This is a genomic window from Eubacterium segne (genome assembly GCF_014287775.1).
Taxonomy (GTDB): Bacteria; Bacillota; Clostridia; order Lachnospirales; family Lachnospiraceae; genus Eubacterium_G; species Eubacterium_G segne.
Genome location: NZ_JACOOZ010000003.1, coordinates 1 through 18738, shown reverse-complemented (window position 1 = coordinate 18738; position 18738 = coordinate 1). Strand labels below are relative to the sequence as shown.

11 protein-coding genes are annotated in these 18738 nt (G+C 32.8%); 10 read left to right on the top strand and 1 reads right to left on the bottom strand.

The genetic code is table 11. The features are described from left to right. Nucleotides 1–10 precede the first annotated feature (10 nt). From H8S00_RS04525 to H8S00_RS04515, 3 genes are all read left to right on the top strand, one after another. Entirely contained in the window at nucleotides 11–319 is a 309-nt protein-coding gene (locus H8S00_RS04525) for a hypothetical protein (RefSeq protein ID WP_021952975.1), read from the top strand. Between the two features lie 141 nt (nucleotides 320–460). After that, nucleotides 461–1135 carry a 3D domain-containing protein gene (locus tag H8S00_RS04520; protein WP_186840046.1) on the top strand — a complete coding sequence of 225 codons (675 nt, stop codon included), beginning with the start codon at nucleotides 461–463 and terminating at the stop codon, nucleotides 1133–1135. A 117-nt stretch (nucleotides 1136–1252) separates the two neighbouring features. Beyond that, nucleotides 1253–2941 (top strand): glutamine--tRNA ligase/YqeY domain fusion protein, encoded by a 1689-nt coding sequence (locus tag H8S00_RS04515; protein WP_186840045.1) that lies wholly within the window; start codon nucleotides 1253–1255, stop codon nucleotides 2939–2941. 76 nt (nucleotides 2942–3017) lie between these two features. Here H8S00_RS04515 and H8S00_RS04510 read toward each other — a convergent pair whose 3' ends face one another. After that, on the bottom strand, nucleotides 3018–3683 hold the full coding sequence (locus tag H8S00_RS04510; protein ID WP_021952978.1) for a hypothetical protein: 666 nt from the start codon (nucleotides 3681–3683) through the stop codon (nucleotides 3018–3020). 178 nt (nucleotides 3684–3861) lie between these two features. Here H8S00_RS04510 and H8S00_RS04505 point away from each other — a divergent pair, with 178 nt between their 5' ends. The 7 genes from H8S00_RS04505 (at nucleotide 3862) to H8S00_RS04475 (ending at nucleotide 18561) form a co-directional block, all read left to right on the top strand. Further along, entirely contained in the window at nucleotides 3862–4656 is a 795-nt protein-coding gene (locus H8S00_RS04505) for a Cof-type HAD-IIB family hydrolase (RefSeq protein WP_021952979.1), read from the top strand. A gap of 10 nt (nucleotides 4657–4666) precedes the next feature. Further along, entirely contained in the window at nucleotides 4667–5557 is an 891-nt protein-coding gene (locus H8S00_RS04500) for a DNA-3-methyladenine glycosylase family protein (RefSeq protein ID WP_021952980.1), read from the top strand. A gap of 140 nt (nucleotides 5558–5697) precedes the next feature. After that, nucleotides 5698–5982 (top strand): co-chaperone GroES, encoded by a 285-nt coding sequence (locus H8S00_RS04495; RefSeq protein ID WP_021952981.1) that lies wholly within the window; start codon nucleotides 5698–5700, stop codon nucleotides 5980–5982. Nucleotides 5983–5999: 17 nt separating this feature from the next. Then, nucleotides 6000–7622 carry a chaperonin GroEL gene (gene groL, locus H8S00_RS04490; protein WP_021952982.1) on the top strand — a complete coding sequence of 541 codons (1623 nt, stop codon included), beginning with the start codon at nucleotides 6000–6002 and terminating at the stop codon, nucleotides 7620–7622. A 228-nt stretch (nucleotides 7623–7850) separates the two neighbouring features. Further along, entirely contained in the window at nucleotides 7851–10472 is a 2622-nt protein-coding gene (locus tag H8S00_RS04485; RefSeq protein WP_186840044.1) for a pectate lyase-like domain-containing protein, read from the top strand. 256 nt (nucleotides 10473–10728) lie between these two features. Beyond that, complete coding sequence (locus H8S00_RS04480) at nucleotides 10729–13233, top strand: PKD domain-containing protein (protein ID WP_186840043.1); 2505 nt, start codon at nucleotides 10729–10731, stop codon at nucleotides 13231–13233. 168 nt (nucleotides 13234–13401) lie between these two features. After that, the gene (locus H8S00_RS04475) at nucleotides 13402–18561 is read left to right on the top strand and encodes a DUF6531 domain-containing protein (RefSeq protein WP_186840042.1); all 5160 of its coding nucleotides are present in this window, start codon (nucleotides 13402–13404) and stop codon (nucleotides 18559–18561) included. Nucleotides 18562–18738 lie beyond the last annotated feature (177 nt).

Below are 18738 nucleotides of genomic sequence, written 5' to 3'. Positions count from 1 at the left end.
GGAAACTTTTATGAATACAATCAGCGATAAAAAACTTCTGTGCTGGTCACAAAAATATAATCTTGAGAATTTAATTGTGGCAGGCTACCAGGGTGGATATCCTATTATACAATTTAAACGTAGAGATGACATGCCGGTAGTTAATATGTCAAAACGTGAAATAAATTCCATTATAAGAAAAGCAGAAACCTATGGTGGAATCGAATTAGGAGTTGTATACAATCTTAGAAAAACAGCCTTTATTCTTGTAAATGATGACACAATAGTTATTTGTGGACATGAATATGTATTAGACAGAATATTAGAAAAAATCTTCTAATACAATGTAATAATTTTAACCAAATAATTTCAAATTAAAATATAAATGTAACAGATTTGTAATAATTTATTGACAAAACGTAATAAATGCTGTATAGTACTCCTTGTGCACAGGATAAGTGCATAGAGAAGGAGTGTATTTATGAATAAAACAAAACTCATTACTGGCATTGTTTTATTTGCCATGACACTTGTTATTACGGTTTCAAGTTGTTTCTATGGTAATGAAATAAACAATGATGTTAAGCTTACAGAAGATAAGGTTAAAGCTTTACAGTCAGTTAATGCAGACATTATTACTAAATCTGTTAATCAGGTTAGTAAGTTATCTACAAATGTTCTAAACACAAATACAGCAGCCACCAATAATTTATTAGCAGATACTTCAGAAGAGCCAATAGTTATTGAATCAAATGATTCAATAAAAATCACAAAAAAGAAGTCCAAATCTTCTAAGAGCAAGAAGAAAAAGAAGAAGAAATCAAAGAAAACTGCTAAGAACAAGAGAAAAAAGAAAAAAAGTAAATATATAAAGGTTGGAACATTTAAAGTTACAGGTTATTGCAGTTGTGCAAGATGCTGTGGAAAGTCAACAGGTATTACCGCATCAGGTACCGTGGCAACGGCAGGAAGAACTATAGCTGCAGATACATCACAGTTTTCATTTGGCTCAAAGGTTGTGATTAACGGTCACACATATACTGTTGAAGACAGAGGTGGTGCTATCAGAGGAAACAGAATTGATATATTCTTCAGTTCCCATTCAAAGGCTTTAGACTGGGGTGTAAGATACTGTGACGTTTATGTAAAAAGATAAGAACACATAAAAAAGGAGCTTTACTATAAGTTCCTTTTTTACGTTATTGAAATAGAGTTCCATTTAGTGTATAATTTTAACAATTGTGTATAAAGTAATAAAAACCGGAGGCAAAAGATGGCAATAGACACAGAAATTAATGAAAAAGAAAAAGCAGAATCAAGGAATTTTATTGAGCAGATAATTGACAAGGATTTAGAAACAGGAAGATTTGACCATGTTCAAACAAGATTCCCACCGGAACCAAACGGATATCTTCACATTGGACATGCAAAATCAATTCTTTTAAATTATGGACTTGCTAAGGAATACAACGGCAAGTTTAACATGAGATTTGATGATACAAACCCTACAAAGGAAAAGGAAGAGTTTGTTGAATCCATATTAAAAGATATCAAATGGTTAGGTGCAGACTGGGAAGACAGATTGTTTTTTGCATCAAATTACTTTGAACAGATGTATGAAGCAGCCGTAAAATTAATAAAAAAAGGAAAAGCATACGTTTGTGACCTTAGTTCAGACGAAATAAGGGAATACAGAGGAACTCTTAAAGAACCGGGAAAAAACAGCCCATACAGAGACAGAAGTGTTGAAGAGAACCTTGAGCTTTTTGAAAACATGAAAAATGGTGTATATAAAGATGGTGAAAAAGTTTTAAGAGCCAAAATTGACATGGCAAGTCCTAATATTAATATGAGAGATCCTATTATTTACAGAGTTGCACATATGACACATCATAATACAGGAGATAAGTGGTGCATTTATCCTATGTACGATTTTGCGCATCCTATTGAGGATGCCATAGAAGGAGTAACACATTCTATATGTACATTGGAATTTGAAGATCACAGACCTTTATATGACTGGGTTGTAAATGAACTTGAGTATCCTAACCCACCAAGACAGATTGAATTTGCAAAACTTTATCTTACAAACGTGGTTACAGGAAAGAGATATATTAAGAAATTAGTTGAAGACGGAATTGTTGACGGTTGGGATGATCCGAGACTGGTTTCCATTGCAGCTCTTAGAAGAAGAGGTTTTACTCCTGAATCAATTAAGATGTTTGTTGAATTGTGCGGTATTTCAAAGAGCCAGAGCTCTGTGGATTACGCTATGCTTGAATATTGTATCAGAGAAGATCTTAAGGCTAAAAAACCACGTATTATGGCTGTTTTAGATCCTGTAAAGGTTATTATTGATAATTATCCTGAAGGACAGGTTGAATGGCTTGACGTGGATAACAACGTTGAATGTCCTGAACTTGGTAGCAGAAAAGTACCTTTTAGCAGGGAATTATATATTGAAAGAGAAGATTTTATGGAGGAACCTCCTAAGAAATATTTCAGATTATTCCCAGGCAATGAAGTAAGACTTATGAATGCCTACTTTGTTAAATGTGTGGACTATAAAAAAGATGAAAATGGAAATATAACTGAAATTCATTGCACATATGATCCTGAAACTAAAAGCGGAAGCGGTTTTACAGGAAGAAAGGTTAAAGGAACCATTCACTGGGTTTCTGCACCACATGCTGTGAAGGCAGAAGTAAGACTTTATGAGAATATTGTAGATGAAGAGAAAGGAAAGTTAAATGAGGATGGAACCCTTAACTTAAATCCTAATTCTCTTACAGTTCTTAAGGAATGTTACATTGAGCCAAACATTTCAGATGTTAAGCCAGAGGATAAATTCCAGTTTGTGAGACAGGGTTATTTCTGTGCAGACATTAAGGATTATACAAAAGAACATCCGGTATTTAACAGAATTGTTTCATTAAAGAGTTCTTTTAAACTTCCGAAATAATAAATACGGTAAATAAAAAGGTTGCATCAATTGTGATACAACCTTTTTATTTACTATAAATTATTAATCATAATTCTTACAAATCCTTTAACTCATCTGTAAGAAATTCATCGTCATCGCCCTCATCATCAATAGTAACATCATCTTCAGTTTCAGCATTTTCTGCCTCATCTGTAGTAACATCCAAGTCCGGTGTATTGTCAGAAGAAGTATTTATATCTTCATCCTCAAAAATATCTTCATCTTCGTCTTCACCGTTAAATATTTTACCAACAGTTTCATTCACCTTATCCTTAGCATTAGATGCAACAGTTGAAACCTTATCCTTCATCATATTGATATTGTCTTCACCAACTTTTTCAACAATTATGTCTTTAGCATCATTAGCTTTTTCTTTGGCGAAATCCGTTGCATTGTTAATTTTATCCTTTATATTATCAATGTTTTCCTCGCCGATTTTATCAGTAACTGTATTTTTTAATTTATCAGCAGCATCAATAACCATGTCAGCAGTATCATCTGCTACCTTTTTAACTTTCTTTTTATTAATGGTTATTGTAACTTTTGTGTTTCCGTCGGAATCATCATTTTTGTTAAATTCAAAGGCTTTTGTATCATCGAAATCGTCGAAATCATCTGCCTTTGTTTCACGTGTGTCTTTGCGTTTCTTTACATAAAGTGCACTTCCTGCTGCGGCTCCAACAACTGCTGCGGTTCCGAATAGCTTTTTTAAAAATCCCATATATAAAATCCTCCGATACATTTATTTTTATGCAATAGCATAATTATTATCATTTATTATAATACTATTTTAGCCGAAATAAAAGCAGTAATACATTAAAAAACATTACTTGAATAAAAAAAACAAAAATGTTAGTCTATAAAAAGTGATTTTAAAAAGAATGATAAAGAGGATTAATATGAATAATAGAAAAATAGTTTTTTTCGATATTGACGGAACAATATATAGATTTGATACAGGGATGCCAAAGGATACTTATGAGGCAATTAAACTTTTAAAGGCCAAGGGACATATTCCGGTTATATGTACCGGACGAACAAGGTGTATGATTTATAAAGAACATATGGCTCCGGGATTTCGGGATATTGTAGCCGGTGCCGGAACATATGTGGAAATTGGTGGTAAGGAGCTATATTGCAATACCATTAATAATAATGAGGCAAGAAGAGTAATAGATGGCTTTGTAAGAAATGGCTTTGTTCCGGTGGCTGAAGGAAGAGACAACATTTATATTGGAAGGGATATCAGTGATTTAACTGAAACCACAAAGCATGTATATAATGTTTACAGAGAAAGTATGGGGGATTTTATATTAAGTACAGATGAAAGTGAAATAAATGTATCTAAGGTAAGTGCATTATTTACTAATCACAGTAATCCTGAGGGAATGATAAAGGAATTTGAAAATGATTACACCATTATATCTCATCAGCATAGTTTATTGGAGTTAGTTCCAAAGGGATATAATAAAGCTGTGGGAATTGAAAAATTAATTAAAGCATTAAACATTCCATGGGAAAACACATATGCTTTCGGTGACAGTTTAAATGACATTGACATGCTAAAATATGTTAAGTATGGCTGTGCCATGGGAAATAGTGATGATGCCATAAAGGAAGCTACAAAGTATCATACTTCTGACTTTGATAAGGGTGGAATATATGAGGCATTAAAAAAATTTGAATTAATATAAAGGATGTAATATGAGAATACTGAAGGATAAAAATAATATAATAATAAAGGAAATTAGTGATTTTGATTTACAGCAGACCTTAGAATGTGGACAATGCTTCAGATTTTATAAACAGGATGAACAGGATTATGTTGTAGTAGCCTATGGCAGGCTTTTACATATAATGGAAAAGGATAACAACCTTGTTTTTCTTAATAAAACAATTAAGGAAGTTGAAAATATATGGATACCATACTTTGATTTAAACAGAGATTATGAAAAAATTAAGGAGTTTCTTCTGAAAAGTGATGAAACCTTAGAGCCTGCGATAAAAGAAAAAAACGGCGTAAGGATTCTTAATCAGGAGTTTGTGGAAACATTAATATCCTTTATAATTTCCCAAAATAAGCAGATTCCCCATATAAAACATATTGTGAAAACAATCAGTGAGAATTTTGGTGACTATTTAGGGGAGGTAAATGGAGAAAAATACTATTCCTTTCCTAATATGAAACAGTTAAGCAATATTACCGAGGCAGATTTCAGGGAAATGAAAACAGGTTTTAGGGCACCTTATTTGTCAGACGCAGTTAAGAAGCTTTCTACAGGCATCATAAACGAAAAAGAAATTAGAATGTTAAAGGAGGAAGATGCCAGAAAGAAACTAATGGAAATAAAGGGAGTTGGTGAAAAAGTTGCTAACTGCGTAATGCTTTTTTCGTTGGGATACAGGCAGGCATTTCCTATTGATGTGTGGATAAAAAGAATTATGGAGACTTTATATTTTAACGGAAAAGATACCTCAAAGGAGATAATAGGAAAATGTGCTAAGGAATTATATGGAGAATATGGTGGCTACGCACAACAATATCTGTTTTGTTTTGGAAGAGATAATAAAGTTGGAAAAAACAAAAATGAATAGAATATTTATTTTGTTAATAAATTGTAAAAATATAACATTAGGTATTGCATTAATCAAAAAAAGTGTTACTATTATTGTTAGTTGATTAGCACTCATATATGTGGAGTGCTAACAAGAAATGTTATTATGGAGGTTAAAAAATGAAATTAATACCATTAGCAGATAGAGTAGTTTTAAAGCAGTCTACTCCGGAAGAAAAAACAAAATCAGGAATTATATTGACAAGTACATCTCAGGAGAAGCCACAGCAGGCAGAAGTTATTGCTGTAGGTCCCGGTGGAGTTGTAGACGGTAAAGAAGTTGTTATGAATGTTAAGCCTGGAGATATGGTTATCTTTTCAAAGTATGCAGGCAATGAAGTTAAATTAGATGATGAAGAATATATAATTGTAAAACAGTCAGATATTCTTGCAATCGTTGAATAATTTTGGAGGTAATTAATATGGCAAAGGAAATAAAATATGGCGCTGAAGCCAGAACTGCTCTTGAAGCAGGTGTAAACCAGTTAGCAAATACAGTAAAGGTTACATTAGGACCAAAAGGAAGAAACGTTGTTCTTGATAAATCTTTTGGCGCACCACTTATTACAAATGATGGCGTAACAATTGCAAAGGAAATAGAACTTGACGATTCATTTGAAAACATGGGAGCACAGCTTGTAAAGGAAGTTGCTACTAAAACAAACGATGTAGCAGGTGACGGTACAACAACAGCTACAGTTTTAGCTCAGGCAATGATTAATGCCGGAATGAAGAACTTAGCTGCCGGTGCTAATCCTATTATTTTAAGAAAAGGAATGAAGAAAGCAACAGATGTAGCAGTTGATGCTATTGCTGATATGAGCAGTGTTGTAACAGGAAAGGAACAGATTGCAAAGGTTGCAGCTATTTCTGCCGGTGATGAGGAAGTTGGTAACATGGTAGCAGATGCCATGGAAAAGGTTTCTAACGATGGCGTTATTACAATAGAAGAGTCAAAAACAATGAAAACTGAATTAGACCTTGTTGAAGGTATGCAGTTTGACAGAGGATATATTTCAGCATATATGGCTACAGATATGGATAAGATGGAAGCTACACTGGATGATCCATATATCCTTATTACAGATAAGAAAATCTCTAACATTCAGGAAATCCTTCCTGTCTTAGAGCAGATTGTTCAGTCAGGAGCTAAACTTCTTATTATTGCAGAAGATGTTGAAGGTGAAGCCCTTACAACACTTATTGTAAATAAGCTTCGTGGAACATTTAACGTAGTTGCAGTTAAGGCACCTGGATATGGTGACAGAAGAAAAGAAATGCTTAAGGATATAGCAATTCTTACCGGTGGTCAGGTTATTTCAGAAGAATTAGGTTTATCTCTTGCAGATACAAAGATTGAAGATTTAGGTAGAGCAAAATCTGTTAAGGTTGCAAAAGAAAATACCATAATCGTTGATGGCCTTGGTAATTCAGATGAAATTGCAGCAAGAGTTGCCCAGATTAAAACCCAGATAGAAGAAACCACATCAGAATTTGATAAAGAGAAACTGCAGGAAAGACTTGCTAAGCTAGCAGGTGGTGTTGCAGTTATCAGAGTTGGTGCTGCTACAGAACCTGAAATGCAGGAAAACAAACTTAGAATGGAAGATGCATTAAATGCTACAAGAGCTGCCGTAGAAGAAGGTATTATAGCAGGTGGTGGTTCAGCATACATTCACGCATCAAAGAAGGTTGCTGAGTTAGTTAATACATTAGAAGGTGATGAGAAGACAGGTGCTTCTATTATTCTTAAGGCATTAGAGGCTCCACTTTTCACTATTGCCCAGAATGCAGGACTTGAAGGCTCAGTTATTGTTAATAAGGTAAGAGAATCAGAACCTGGAACAGGATTTGATGCATTAAATGGCGAGTATGTTCAGATGGTAGACAGAGGAATTCTTGATCCGGCTAAGGTTACAAGAAGTGCTCTTCAGAATGCAACAAGTGTGGCAAGTACATTACTTACAACAGAATCAGTTGTTGCAAATATTAAAGAAGATACACCGGCTATGCCTGCCGGAAACCCTGGAATGGGAATGATGTAATTAATAATTGCTACTTATGTAGCAGATAAAAAAAGCCTATGGGATAACATGATATGTTTCCCGTAGGCCTTTTTTTGATGTAAAAATGATAAAAATACACCATTTTTTACTTAGGTATTAATTTTTTAAAAAGTGCCTAAAATAGGACATAAAAACAATTTTATTATTGGAATGACAAAGCATATATGATACAATTTATTTATATTAAATTAAAGGAGCGAAAATATAATGAAAGGTATTAAAAGAAGTATTTTATCATTAATGCTGGTACTTGCGTTAGTAGTATCAGGTGTGTCGGTTATGCCTGTAAAGGCTTTAGAGCTTAATGCTAATCCGATTACCAATTTAAAGTTTGTGGAAAATAGTAATGGTTCATGTACAATAACATGGGACAAACTAAGTGGAGGTTCTTATAATATTTATAAGGCAAAAAGCCGATATGCAAAGTACAGTAAAGTTGCCACTGTTTCAGATTCTGCATATACAGACACTGATTACAATGGCGAATATTATAAAGTATCATATGTTTCAGATAAGGAATATGAACTTTCAACCCCTATTTCATATGAAATACAGACTTTTGGTTTAAACACTAATATTTTTGAACCTACAGACAGTACATCTGAAATACAGTCATGCATTAATAATATTTATAAGAAAACAGAAGCAGGACAATTTATTTCAGACAGAAATGCATTAATGTTTGCACCGGGAAATTACAGTAAAGATATTAATGTGGAAGTTGGATTTTACACGCAGGTTGCAGGACTTGGCATTTCACCGAAAAATACTGTAATTGGTAATATAAACTGTAAGGCTGAATGGATGAAAGGTAAAAAATATGACGGTTCAGTAAATTATAATGCCCTTTGCAATTTCTGGCGTTCAGTAGAAAATCTTACTACAACAGCGAACAGCACCATGTGGGCTGTTTCTCAGGCTACTTCTATGAGAAGAATGAATATTAAAGGTAATCTTGATTTGCATCATCAGGGTGGTTATGCCAGTGGTGGTTTTCTTGCAGACACAAAAGTTGCAGGAAGAAAATACACATATAAAGACCAGAAAACAGGTAAGCAGATTGATACGGAAGCAGGAATATCAGCAGGTTCACAGCAACAGTGGATTTCAAGAAATACCGAAATGAACAGATGGGATGGAAGCGTTTGGAATTACGTTTTTGTAGGATGTAGCGTTGCATCATTATACGATAAAACAAACATCAGCAATGGACCAAACGGTGAGTGGCCGTATTTATCTTACACCAAGGTTTCAGAAACTCCTGAGTGTCAGGAAAAGCCGTTTTTAATGAAAAATGATGATGGAAAATATGGCGTATATGTACCGGCAGTTAGAAAAAACTCTACAGGTGTTTCATGGGCAAATGAAAACGAAGGCGAATTCATAGACCTTGACCGTTTTTATGTTGCTAAGCCGTCAGATAGTGCAACAAAAATTAACGACGAATTAAAAACTGGCAAAAACCTTATACTTACTCCCGGAATATATAATCTTTCCCAGGCAATTAATATAACTAATGAAAACACTATTGTTCTAGGATTGGGATATGCAACATTGGAACCTGTAAATGGAAATCAGTGTATGACTGTTTCAAATGTAGGAGGAGTAAAAATAGCCGGCGTATTATTTGATGCAGGAGCAAAGAAATCATCTGCACTTTTAACAGTTGGAACATCTGGTGATAAAACATCTCATAAGGATAACCCTATTTTGTTAAGTGATACATTTTACAGAGTAGGTGGAGCAGATTCAAATCCGGGAAAGGTTACAACATGTGTTATAATTAACAGCAGCGACGTAATAGGCGACAATTTCTGGGTTTGGAGAGCAGATCATGGAGCAGGTGTAGGCTGGAATAAAAATACAGCTGATACCGGTGTAATAATAAATGGTGACAATGTTACAACTTACGGACTTATGGTAGAACACTTCCAAAAATATCAGACAATATGGAATGGTAACGGTGGTAAGTGTTATATGTATCAAAGTGAATTGCCTTATGACATAACATCTCAGAATGTATGGAATGCAAAGGGTTCATATGGATATACTGATTATAAGGTTTCTTCAAATGTAAAAACTCATGAAGCCTATGGAATTGGCATTTATTCATGTTATCAGGCGGCTACATGTTTCTTGAAGTCTGCCGTGGAATGTCCTGATACACCGGGTGTTAAATTTACTAATGTATGTACATATAGTTTAAGTGGAAACGGTGGTATAGATTATGCCATAAATAAAAGCGGATATGGAGTATATACTTCAAGCGAAATGTGTAAGATTATGTCATATTCTAACGGCAAGGCCGTATGTGATAAGACAGGTACAAAAGCTAAAAAGAGTATATGGTCAACATCAATTAATGTAGCCACAAATTCTCTGACATACACCGGAAAAGCCATAAAACGTAAGGTAACGGTTAAGTATAGAGGAATCACATTACGTGAAGGAACAGATTATACTGTTACATACAAAAACAATAAAGATATTGGAACATCAAAAATAATTATAAATGGTATCGGAAACTTTAGGGAAAGCGACTACGTTACATTTAAAATAGTTCCTGGAAAAACAAAAATTACAAAGAAAAAAGCAACAAAGAAGAAAGTAAATATTCAGTTTGCAAAGGTAAAAGGAGCTAAAGGATATCAGGTTGTATATTCTACAAATAAAAAGTTTAAAGGCAAAACTGTAAAAAACATTAAGAAAACAAAACTTACATTTAAGAGAAAGAATAACAGCACCTATTATGTTAAAGTAAGAGCTTTGAAAAAAGTTGGTAGAAAAACATATTATGGAAGTTACTGTAAAACAGTAAAAATTAAATAAGATTATTAAAGAGGCACATGATATTGATTATTGTGTGCTTCTTTTTATTTCAAATAAAAGTGTTTTTATATTTTGCTTTACACTATGGGTTTAATGTGATAACATAGTAAAGTCGGAAAACACGGGTGGATGATAAACTTATCATAAGATTTATTTAACTTATTTAGGATAATCCAATCGATTGTTTTAAATAAGCTTTTTTATTTTACAAGAAATTGAAAGAGAAAGGGAGCACATCTGTGCGCAAGGATGAATTATGAAATTTAAAAGAAAATTTAAAGAAACTGTTTCACTATTACTCATTTTGACATTAATATCAGGAACCATTGATGCAAAAGCCTTTGACCATAGCGGACCAATAATGTTTAATGGAAACTATTATGAAAATCTTGAGACGGCAATAGAAGAGGCTCAGGAGACTCAAAAAGACAGTACAATTTATTTGTATGAGAATACCGTAGTGGAAAATCAAATCACCATAAAAAGTGAAAACAAAGTGAATATTGTTGCTGAAGAACAGGTTACAATTAGTGTAACAGATACAGCAGCATTTCTTTTGGTTGAAAAAGATGCCGAAATCTCTTTATGTAACATAACTGTTGATGGTAATAAGTGTGGACAAAAATATAGTGTATCGCCATTAAAAATAAAGGGAAAAATAGAACTTATTAATAGTTCAATAACCAAATTTAAAGGTTATGATTCAACAGTTTCTCTTGATTCCGGTAGTATGAGAATGAATTCAGATAGTTATATTAGTTATAATTCGGTGGAAACCTATCTTTCAAAGGGTGGCGGTGTATACATGTGTGGAAAGTCATATTTATATGGTGGTAATGTATGTAACAATTCTTCCACATTTAGAGGTGGTGGAATTGAAGCTACCGGAGAAGCTTATATAGAAAATGTTACCATTGAAAATAATAAAACATTTGAAATGGGTGCAGGAATAAATGTTACAAAATGTAAATTATTTATAAATAACTGTACATTATCAGGGAACTATGACACATGGAATGAAAAACAAATGGGGTATGTCGGAAATGATTTATTTGTGGACTCATCTGAAGATATCGAAATATATAATACAAAAATTACTGCAAAAAAGGATGATTCAGGGTATTTTAGAATGTATTTAGGCGGTAGCGGAAACAAAATCATATCAGGATTATCTATAATAGGGGAAAAAGATAACAATAACGATGGTCTTGCCATAAATGGTGGTAAAACAATTATAAAACGACCTGGTACATATAACACATATGCAGGTGAAGTGAAAACCGAAAAAAATATAATTACCGGTTTAAATGGTAAGGACAATGGTGCCGGATTATACATAGGTGATAAAGCGGATGTGGAAATTGAACAATTAGAATTAACTAAGAATGTGGGGGCAAACGGCGGTGCCATTTATAACTCCGGCAAATTATTGTTAGACGATGTTACAATAGCGGATAATGATACTGATAAAAAGAGCAGTGTAGATTCTTTTTGTGGCAAGGGAATATATCAAAATGGGGAAATTACATTAAATAAAAATGCAAACATTTCAGACCAGATATACCTGACAAAAGATCAATACATAACTGTTGCTGAAAATCTTTTGTATCATACCGGGGTTCATAGCGCCATAAACATCACAATAGGTGAAGATAATTTAAGTGAAAATCGGACATTGATTAGATATTCTACACAAAACAGTAGTATCGATGCGTTTTCAGCAGTACAAAATGGAATATTTAAATTTGAAAATTCCCAAAACATATCGGATATTAATGATATTTTGGTAAAAAATAATGACATTGTTATAAATTCCAAGTGTAAAAATGTCACGGTGAAATGTGTTGACGAAAATAAAAAGCCAATAGTTGGATTAAAACTTGATATTTATAAAAAATATAATGATAAGAAAAACGTCAAACTGGGGACAACAGCAGAAAGTGATAATACCGGGCATATAGTTATTAACGGATTAAACAGAGGTGAATATTATTTTTTAATGTCTGGTATTCTATCAGGTTATGAATACGATCGAAGCATGAAAGGAAATTTTGTAATTGCCGATCAGGAAGAAGTAGAAAATGTAGAAATAACTTTAAACACAGCAGATTTGCCACCTAATGCAGTGATAACCAGTTCTCAAACCGTTGCAAAAGTAAATGAAAATATAAGTTATTCAGCAAAAAATTCCACAGATGATAAGGGAATTAAAAGTTATTACTGGGATTTTGGTGATGGAACAAAAAGTCATGAAATAAATGTAACTCATAAGTATGCGGATGAGGGAACATACACTGTATCGCTATCTGTAACAGACAAAGGAAATAATGTTTCAAAAACCACATGTAAAATAACAATCAAGGGTATACCTGAAAAAAGCCAAAAGACAATTGTTAATGTATTAGACACAGATACGGAACAGATGATAAAGAATGCATATGTTGAAATATGGAAAGATGATACAACAAAAACAATTGAAGGAAAAACAAATGAAAAGGGGATGTTCAATTGCTACCTTATGCCTGGTGAATATACGGCAATAGTATATTGTAATGGTTATTATTCCCGTTCCACATCAATTGTTATTGGAAATGAAGGTAAGAATATCAAAATTCCACTGAATACTTACGATACAGTTGGTGGAAGTTTAACCGTTAAAGAACTTTCGCTTGAAGAAATTAAAAAGACAGGTATAGATACAACCAATTTAGCGAATAGAAAAGTAACAAAAGAAACCTTAACCTTGAATTTCGGCGAATAAATTGTATATAAAACCGGAAGCGGCAAAACAATAAAAAAAGAAAATAACACCGGCAAAACAATATATGAGGTAGCAAATAATGTATATTTAATTACAGGTGGAGTAAGCTGGCTTAAACAGATTTTTGATGTGGAGCTTCTTGTAATTAATAATTCAAAAGTTGAATGCATGGATAATGTAACAGCCACACTTAATTTACCTAAGGGTCTCTCTTTGGCTGACATGCAGGAAGGTAAAACAAATACAAAGACAGTAAATATGGGAAAAATTAATCCCGGGGATTCGGTATCAAAACATTGGTATGTCCGTGGAGATGAAGATGGCATTTATAATTTCGATGTTAGCGTTAGTGGAAGCATGGTTTCACCTGATATCGAGCCGCAGAAATTTAACACGGTTTTTTCAACAACAGAACCTGTATATGTATATTCAAATGATGTTTTGTTTTTAAACATAATTGTAAACCGTTATTTACGGAATGGAAGCAATTATGAAGTGACTTTTGAGTACATGAATGTTTCTCCAAGAACATTATATGATGTTAATTTTAACTTAGATGGTTATCCATGCAGAATGGAAGGAAGGAATGAGAGTGTTGTCAAGGAAATGAAACCGGGAGAAAGGGCTGTAATTAAAAGCAATCACTTTATATCCTTTTTATCAGAAAATGATTCTGAATTGCTGGAACTGAAAAATATTGGAATGGACATGACAGGAGCTTCCATTCCGTATCAGATAATAATTCTGGACAATTTTTCCGGCGGATATGCCAAAAAGCAGTATTCGTATCAAAAACAAACCACAGGGGCAGATCCTGTTAATATGCTTACAGGTGGTTTTGAATACAGCTATACCGACATGAAACTGAACGGGAAAAATCCGCTTACATATGAAAGATATTATAATTCAAAATCAGATAACGTATGGACTGATAATTATTCATATCAGTTATCTGACGGTGAAAATATGTGCCGGTTATCTATGCCGGGAGGATATGAAATTGAATTTAAAAAAGAAAATGGAAGGTTTCAGTCAGAAGAAGGCTCAGAACTAACGTTAGAATATGCGGCAGGTGGCTATGTTTTAAAGCAAAAAAATAATGAACGATATTATTTTGATAAATCAGGCAGATTAATTGAAATAGCTGGTGATAAGAACAGAAATGAAAAAATTGAATATACAAACAATCAAATATCAAAAGTGTATAGTGCATCCGGTACACTGTATTTTGAATGGAACGAAAATGGAAATATTACAAAAATACATGACAAAAACGGTTATAGCACTTTATATAGCTATGAAAGTGATAAACTTACCAGTGTAACAAATGCTGACGGTAATGTCTCAGCATATAAATATGATGAAAATGGATATTTATGTAAAGTACGTGATTTTAATGGTGTATGGACAATAAGCAATACCTATGATAAATACGGACGTGTTACTGAGCAGGAACTTGCTGATGGTGGAAAATACACATTTAGCTATGATCCTATTAAAAGATATAATGAATGTAAAGGAGAAAACAACTACTTCAAAGCAGTATTTTATAATGAAAAAAATCAAATAATTACAGATATATCTAATAATGGAGTGACTTCATACGAATACAATGAAGCTAATCAGATTATATCAGGAAAAGATGGCGAGGGTAAAATAACTTACTATTCATATGATGAAAATAATAATTTAGTTGGAACATTGTATCCTGACGGAACCAATAAAGTATGTACATATGAAAATAACAGAATTATAAGTGAAACGGATGAAAACGGTGGTACAATTAAATATGATTATGATACCAATGGAAATATTACATCTATAACAGACCCCATGGGGAATGTTACGGCATTTGAATACGATAAAATGGGTAATTGCATATCAAAGCGTGATTCTCAGGGAAATGTGTCAAAATTATCATATGATGAACGTGGTAACTGCATTATGACTACCGATGCGGTGGGAAATAAAACATATCTTTCATATGATTTACAGGGTAAAACCATCTCATCTAAAGATGCAATGGGGAATGTAACAAAATACAATTATACCGCCGGCGGGAAATTTATAGGTGAAACTGATGCTGATGGAAAAGCAAAAGAATATGGTTATAACAGTAATGGTTATACAGTATACGAAGAAGATAAACTGGGAAATAAAACTTTGTATGATTATGACGAACAAAATCACCTTAAATCTTCAACATCTCCATTGAATAATACTACTAAATATCAGTATGACTCAAACGGTAACCTGACAGTGGTAACAGATGCTAACGGACATACTTCCACATATACATATGATGGTGATGGTAATATAGTGGGAATAACAGATGCATTAGGAAACAGTCAAACATATGATTATGATAAAAATGGTAATATTATAAGTATTAAAGATAATGAAAACAATATCTCATCATTTAAGTATGATGATAAGGGGAGAAAGATTTCAGAAACGGACAACATGGGGAATACAAAGTTATTTACCTATGACAATAAAGGCAATATTTTGTCTGAAACGGATGCTGCCGGAAGCACAATTCATTATCAGTATGACGCAAACGGCAATCAAACATATAAAATTGATGCAAATGGTAATAAAACACAATATGAATATGACAGCCTTGGCAGGTTAGTGAGTGAAACAGATGCAGTTGGACAAAAATCGTTTTATGAATACGACGCAGTGGGCAATCTTACTAAAATAACTGATTCAAAAGGTAATTATATCAGATATGAGTACAACAAAAACTGCAAAATATCTAAAACAACAGATAAAAACGGAAGAAGTGTATCCTATACTTATGATTCCATGGGAAATATTATTTCAAGTAATAATGACGATGGAAGTAATATTTCATATTCCTACGATGCAAATGGTAATCTTCTAAAAGTCAAAGATGAAAGAGGTTTTTGCATATCATATGCTTATGATGGAGAAAACCGAAAAATTTCGGAAAAAGATAAAAATGGCAATGAAACAAAGTACAAATATGATAAAGTAGGTAATCTTATAGAAACAATTTATGGAGATAGTGGCATTGAAAAACGTACATATAATGCCATTAATCTTGTAACATCTGTAACAGATGTAAATGGTTTTACTGAAAAATATGAATATAACAAGTTAGGAAATGTAGTCAAAATAACAGGTGCAAAAGACAATGTGTCAGATGTAGTATACGACAAAAACGGAAACACAGTAAAAATAACAGATGCCAACGGAAATGAAACACATTATAAATACGATTCTTCTAACAGACTTATTCAAATAACAGATGCCAAAGGTAAAACTCAGAAATTTGAATATGATGGGGCAGGAAATACTGTCTCCTATACAGATATGAACGGTAATAAAACTTCATATTCTTATGACAAACTAAATAGAGTTACTACAGAAGTAAAAAATGATATAGTTCAAAAATCATATGAATATGATTCATTGGGAAATGTTACGAAAGTTATTACTGCTGACGGTGCTGAAACTAAATACAATTATGATGAATTGGGAAATATAATTAACATAACCGATGCTTTAGGCAACAATACAACCTATAGTTATAATGACAAAAATCAGGTTACGGTTGTAAAGGATGCCAAAGGTAACAAAGTAAGCTATAGTTACGATAAATGTGGAAATATTATTTCTGAAAAAGATGGAAAGGGTAATAAAACTTACTACGAATATGATGGAAATGGAAATCTTATAAAAGAAAAAAATTCTGCCGGAGTAACTACATACACATATGATAAAATGAACCGTTTGATTTCAGAAAAAGACAAACGCGGTAATACACAATTATACAAATACAATAAAAAAGGAGATTTAATACAGCATACAGATAAGAATGGAAATATCACCAGTTATGAATATGATTGTGACAGTAATATTATTAAAGTAACAGACCCGCAAAAAAATATATCAACATACAGGTATGATAAGGAAGGAAACCTTATTCAAACTGTGTTAAACCGCACAAAGAATAAGAAAGAAACCCGGGAAATAACTTCATATAAGTATGATAGTCGCAATATGTTGGTTAAAGAAACAGACAATGACGGAAAAAGCACTTCATATACTTATGACGGAAATGGTAACTTAAAAACCAAAACTGATGCAAAGGGCAAAACCACAACATATCATTATAACTATTTAGACCTTGTATCTGATATTAAGTATAGTGACGGCAAAGTGGTTTCTTATGCCTATAATAAAAAAGGATCACTTGTTAAAATGACAGATGATACCGGAATGACAAGTTATGAGCTTGACTTACTAAGCAGAGTAAAAAGTGTAAAATATTCAAATGGAAACACAGTAAAATACGACTATGATCAGGTTGGAAATGAGTCATCTATAACATACCCTGATAATAGCAAAACAATCTATACCTATGACAACGTTAATAATATTCAGACTGTAACAGACAAAAACGGTGTAACAAATTACATATATGATAGCGTTGGAAATGTTAAGGAAATAGCTACTCCTGATGGTGTTAATGAATACAGAAAATACGATGCTGAAGGAAACGTTATTGAAATAGCTCAAAAAGAGAAAAAATCAAATTCTAAGAAAACTTTATATACATATTCATATGACAAACAGGGGAATATTACCAAATTAGCTGATAATAAAAATGGTAATATCACAAATTATGAATATGACAGTTTGAATAGAATTGCAAGAAGCAGCAATAGAAAAGGCAAGAAAACAGAGACAATTTCTTACGCATATGATGGCGTTGGAAATCTCATCAGTGAATTAAAATATAACAAAGAGAAAAACATTTCAGATATCATAACGACGTCATATACTTACAACAATTTAAACGAATTATTAAGTGCCAAAAAGACAACTGTTAATCTGAAAAGAACTGTCTCTAAGAAAAAAAGGCGCAACTTAAAGGTTAATAAAAAAGTTGATAAAACCCAATATTCTTACGATGCTCTTGGAAACCTTATTAATGAGAAAATATATGCCGGAAATAAGCTTTCTAAAACAAAGTCATACACATACAATAATTATGGCAAAATCGATACCTGTGTAAGTCAGCAGGGAAAAATAAAGGGAAAATCCAATTATGTATATGATGGAAATGAAGCATTAATAGGACAAAACGTTATATGTAACGGTTCAAAAGTATCTTATGAATATACAAACAATGTAAATAGTGATAATGACGCCGTTTTGTATTCAACTTCATTTTGTCAGACTAAGCAAAACTATTCATTATCAAAGAAATATGGTAGCAAAAACAAGTTAATTAAAACAACTACGTTAAAAAATGAGCTGACTTGTAAAAGTAAATTCCGTATGAAAGACTAAATTCCACCCACTGTTAAAAATCAACCTAAATTTAAAAGTTTTTGGTTGAATAAAGGGTAATAAGTGTTAAAATTTAAGTACATTTTTCTTTAAATCTGAAAATCAGGGCATAGAAAACAGACCTCTGGAATTCTTGTGTGAAAGATTAAATTCCACAGGTCGGTGTGAGAAATGTGA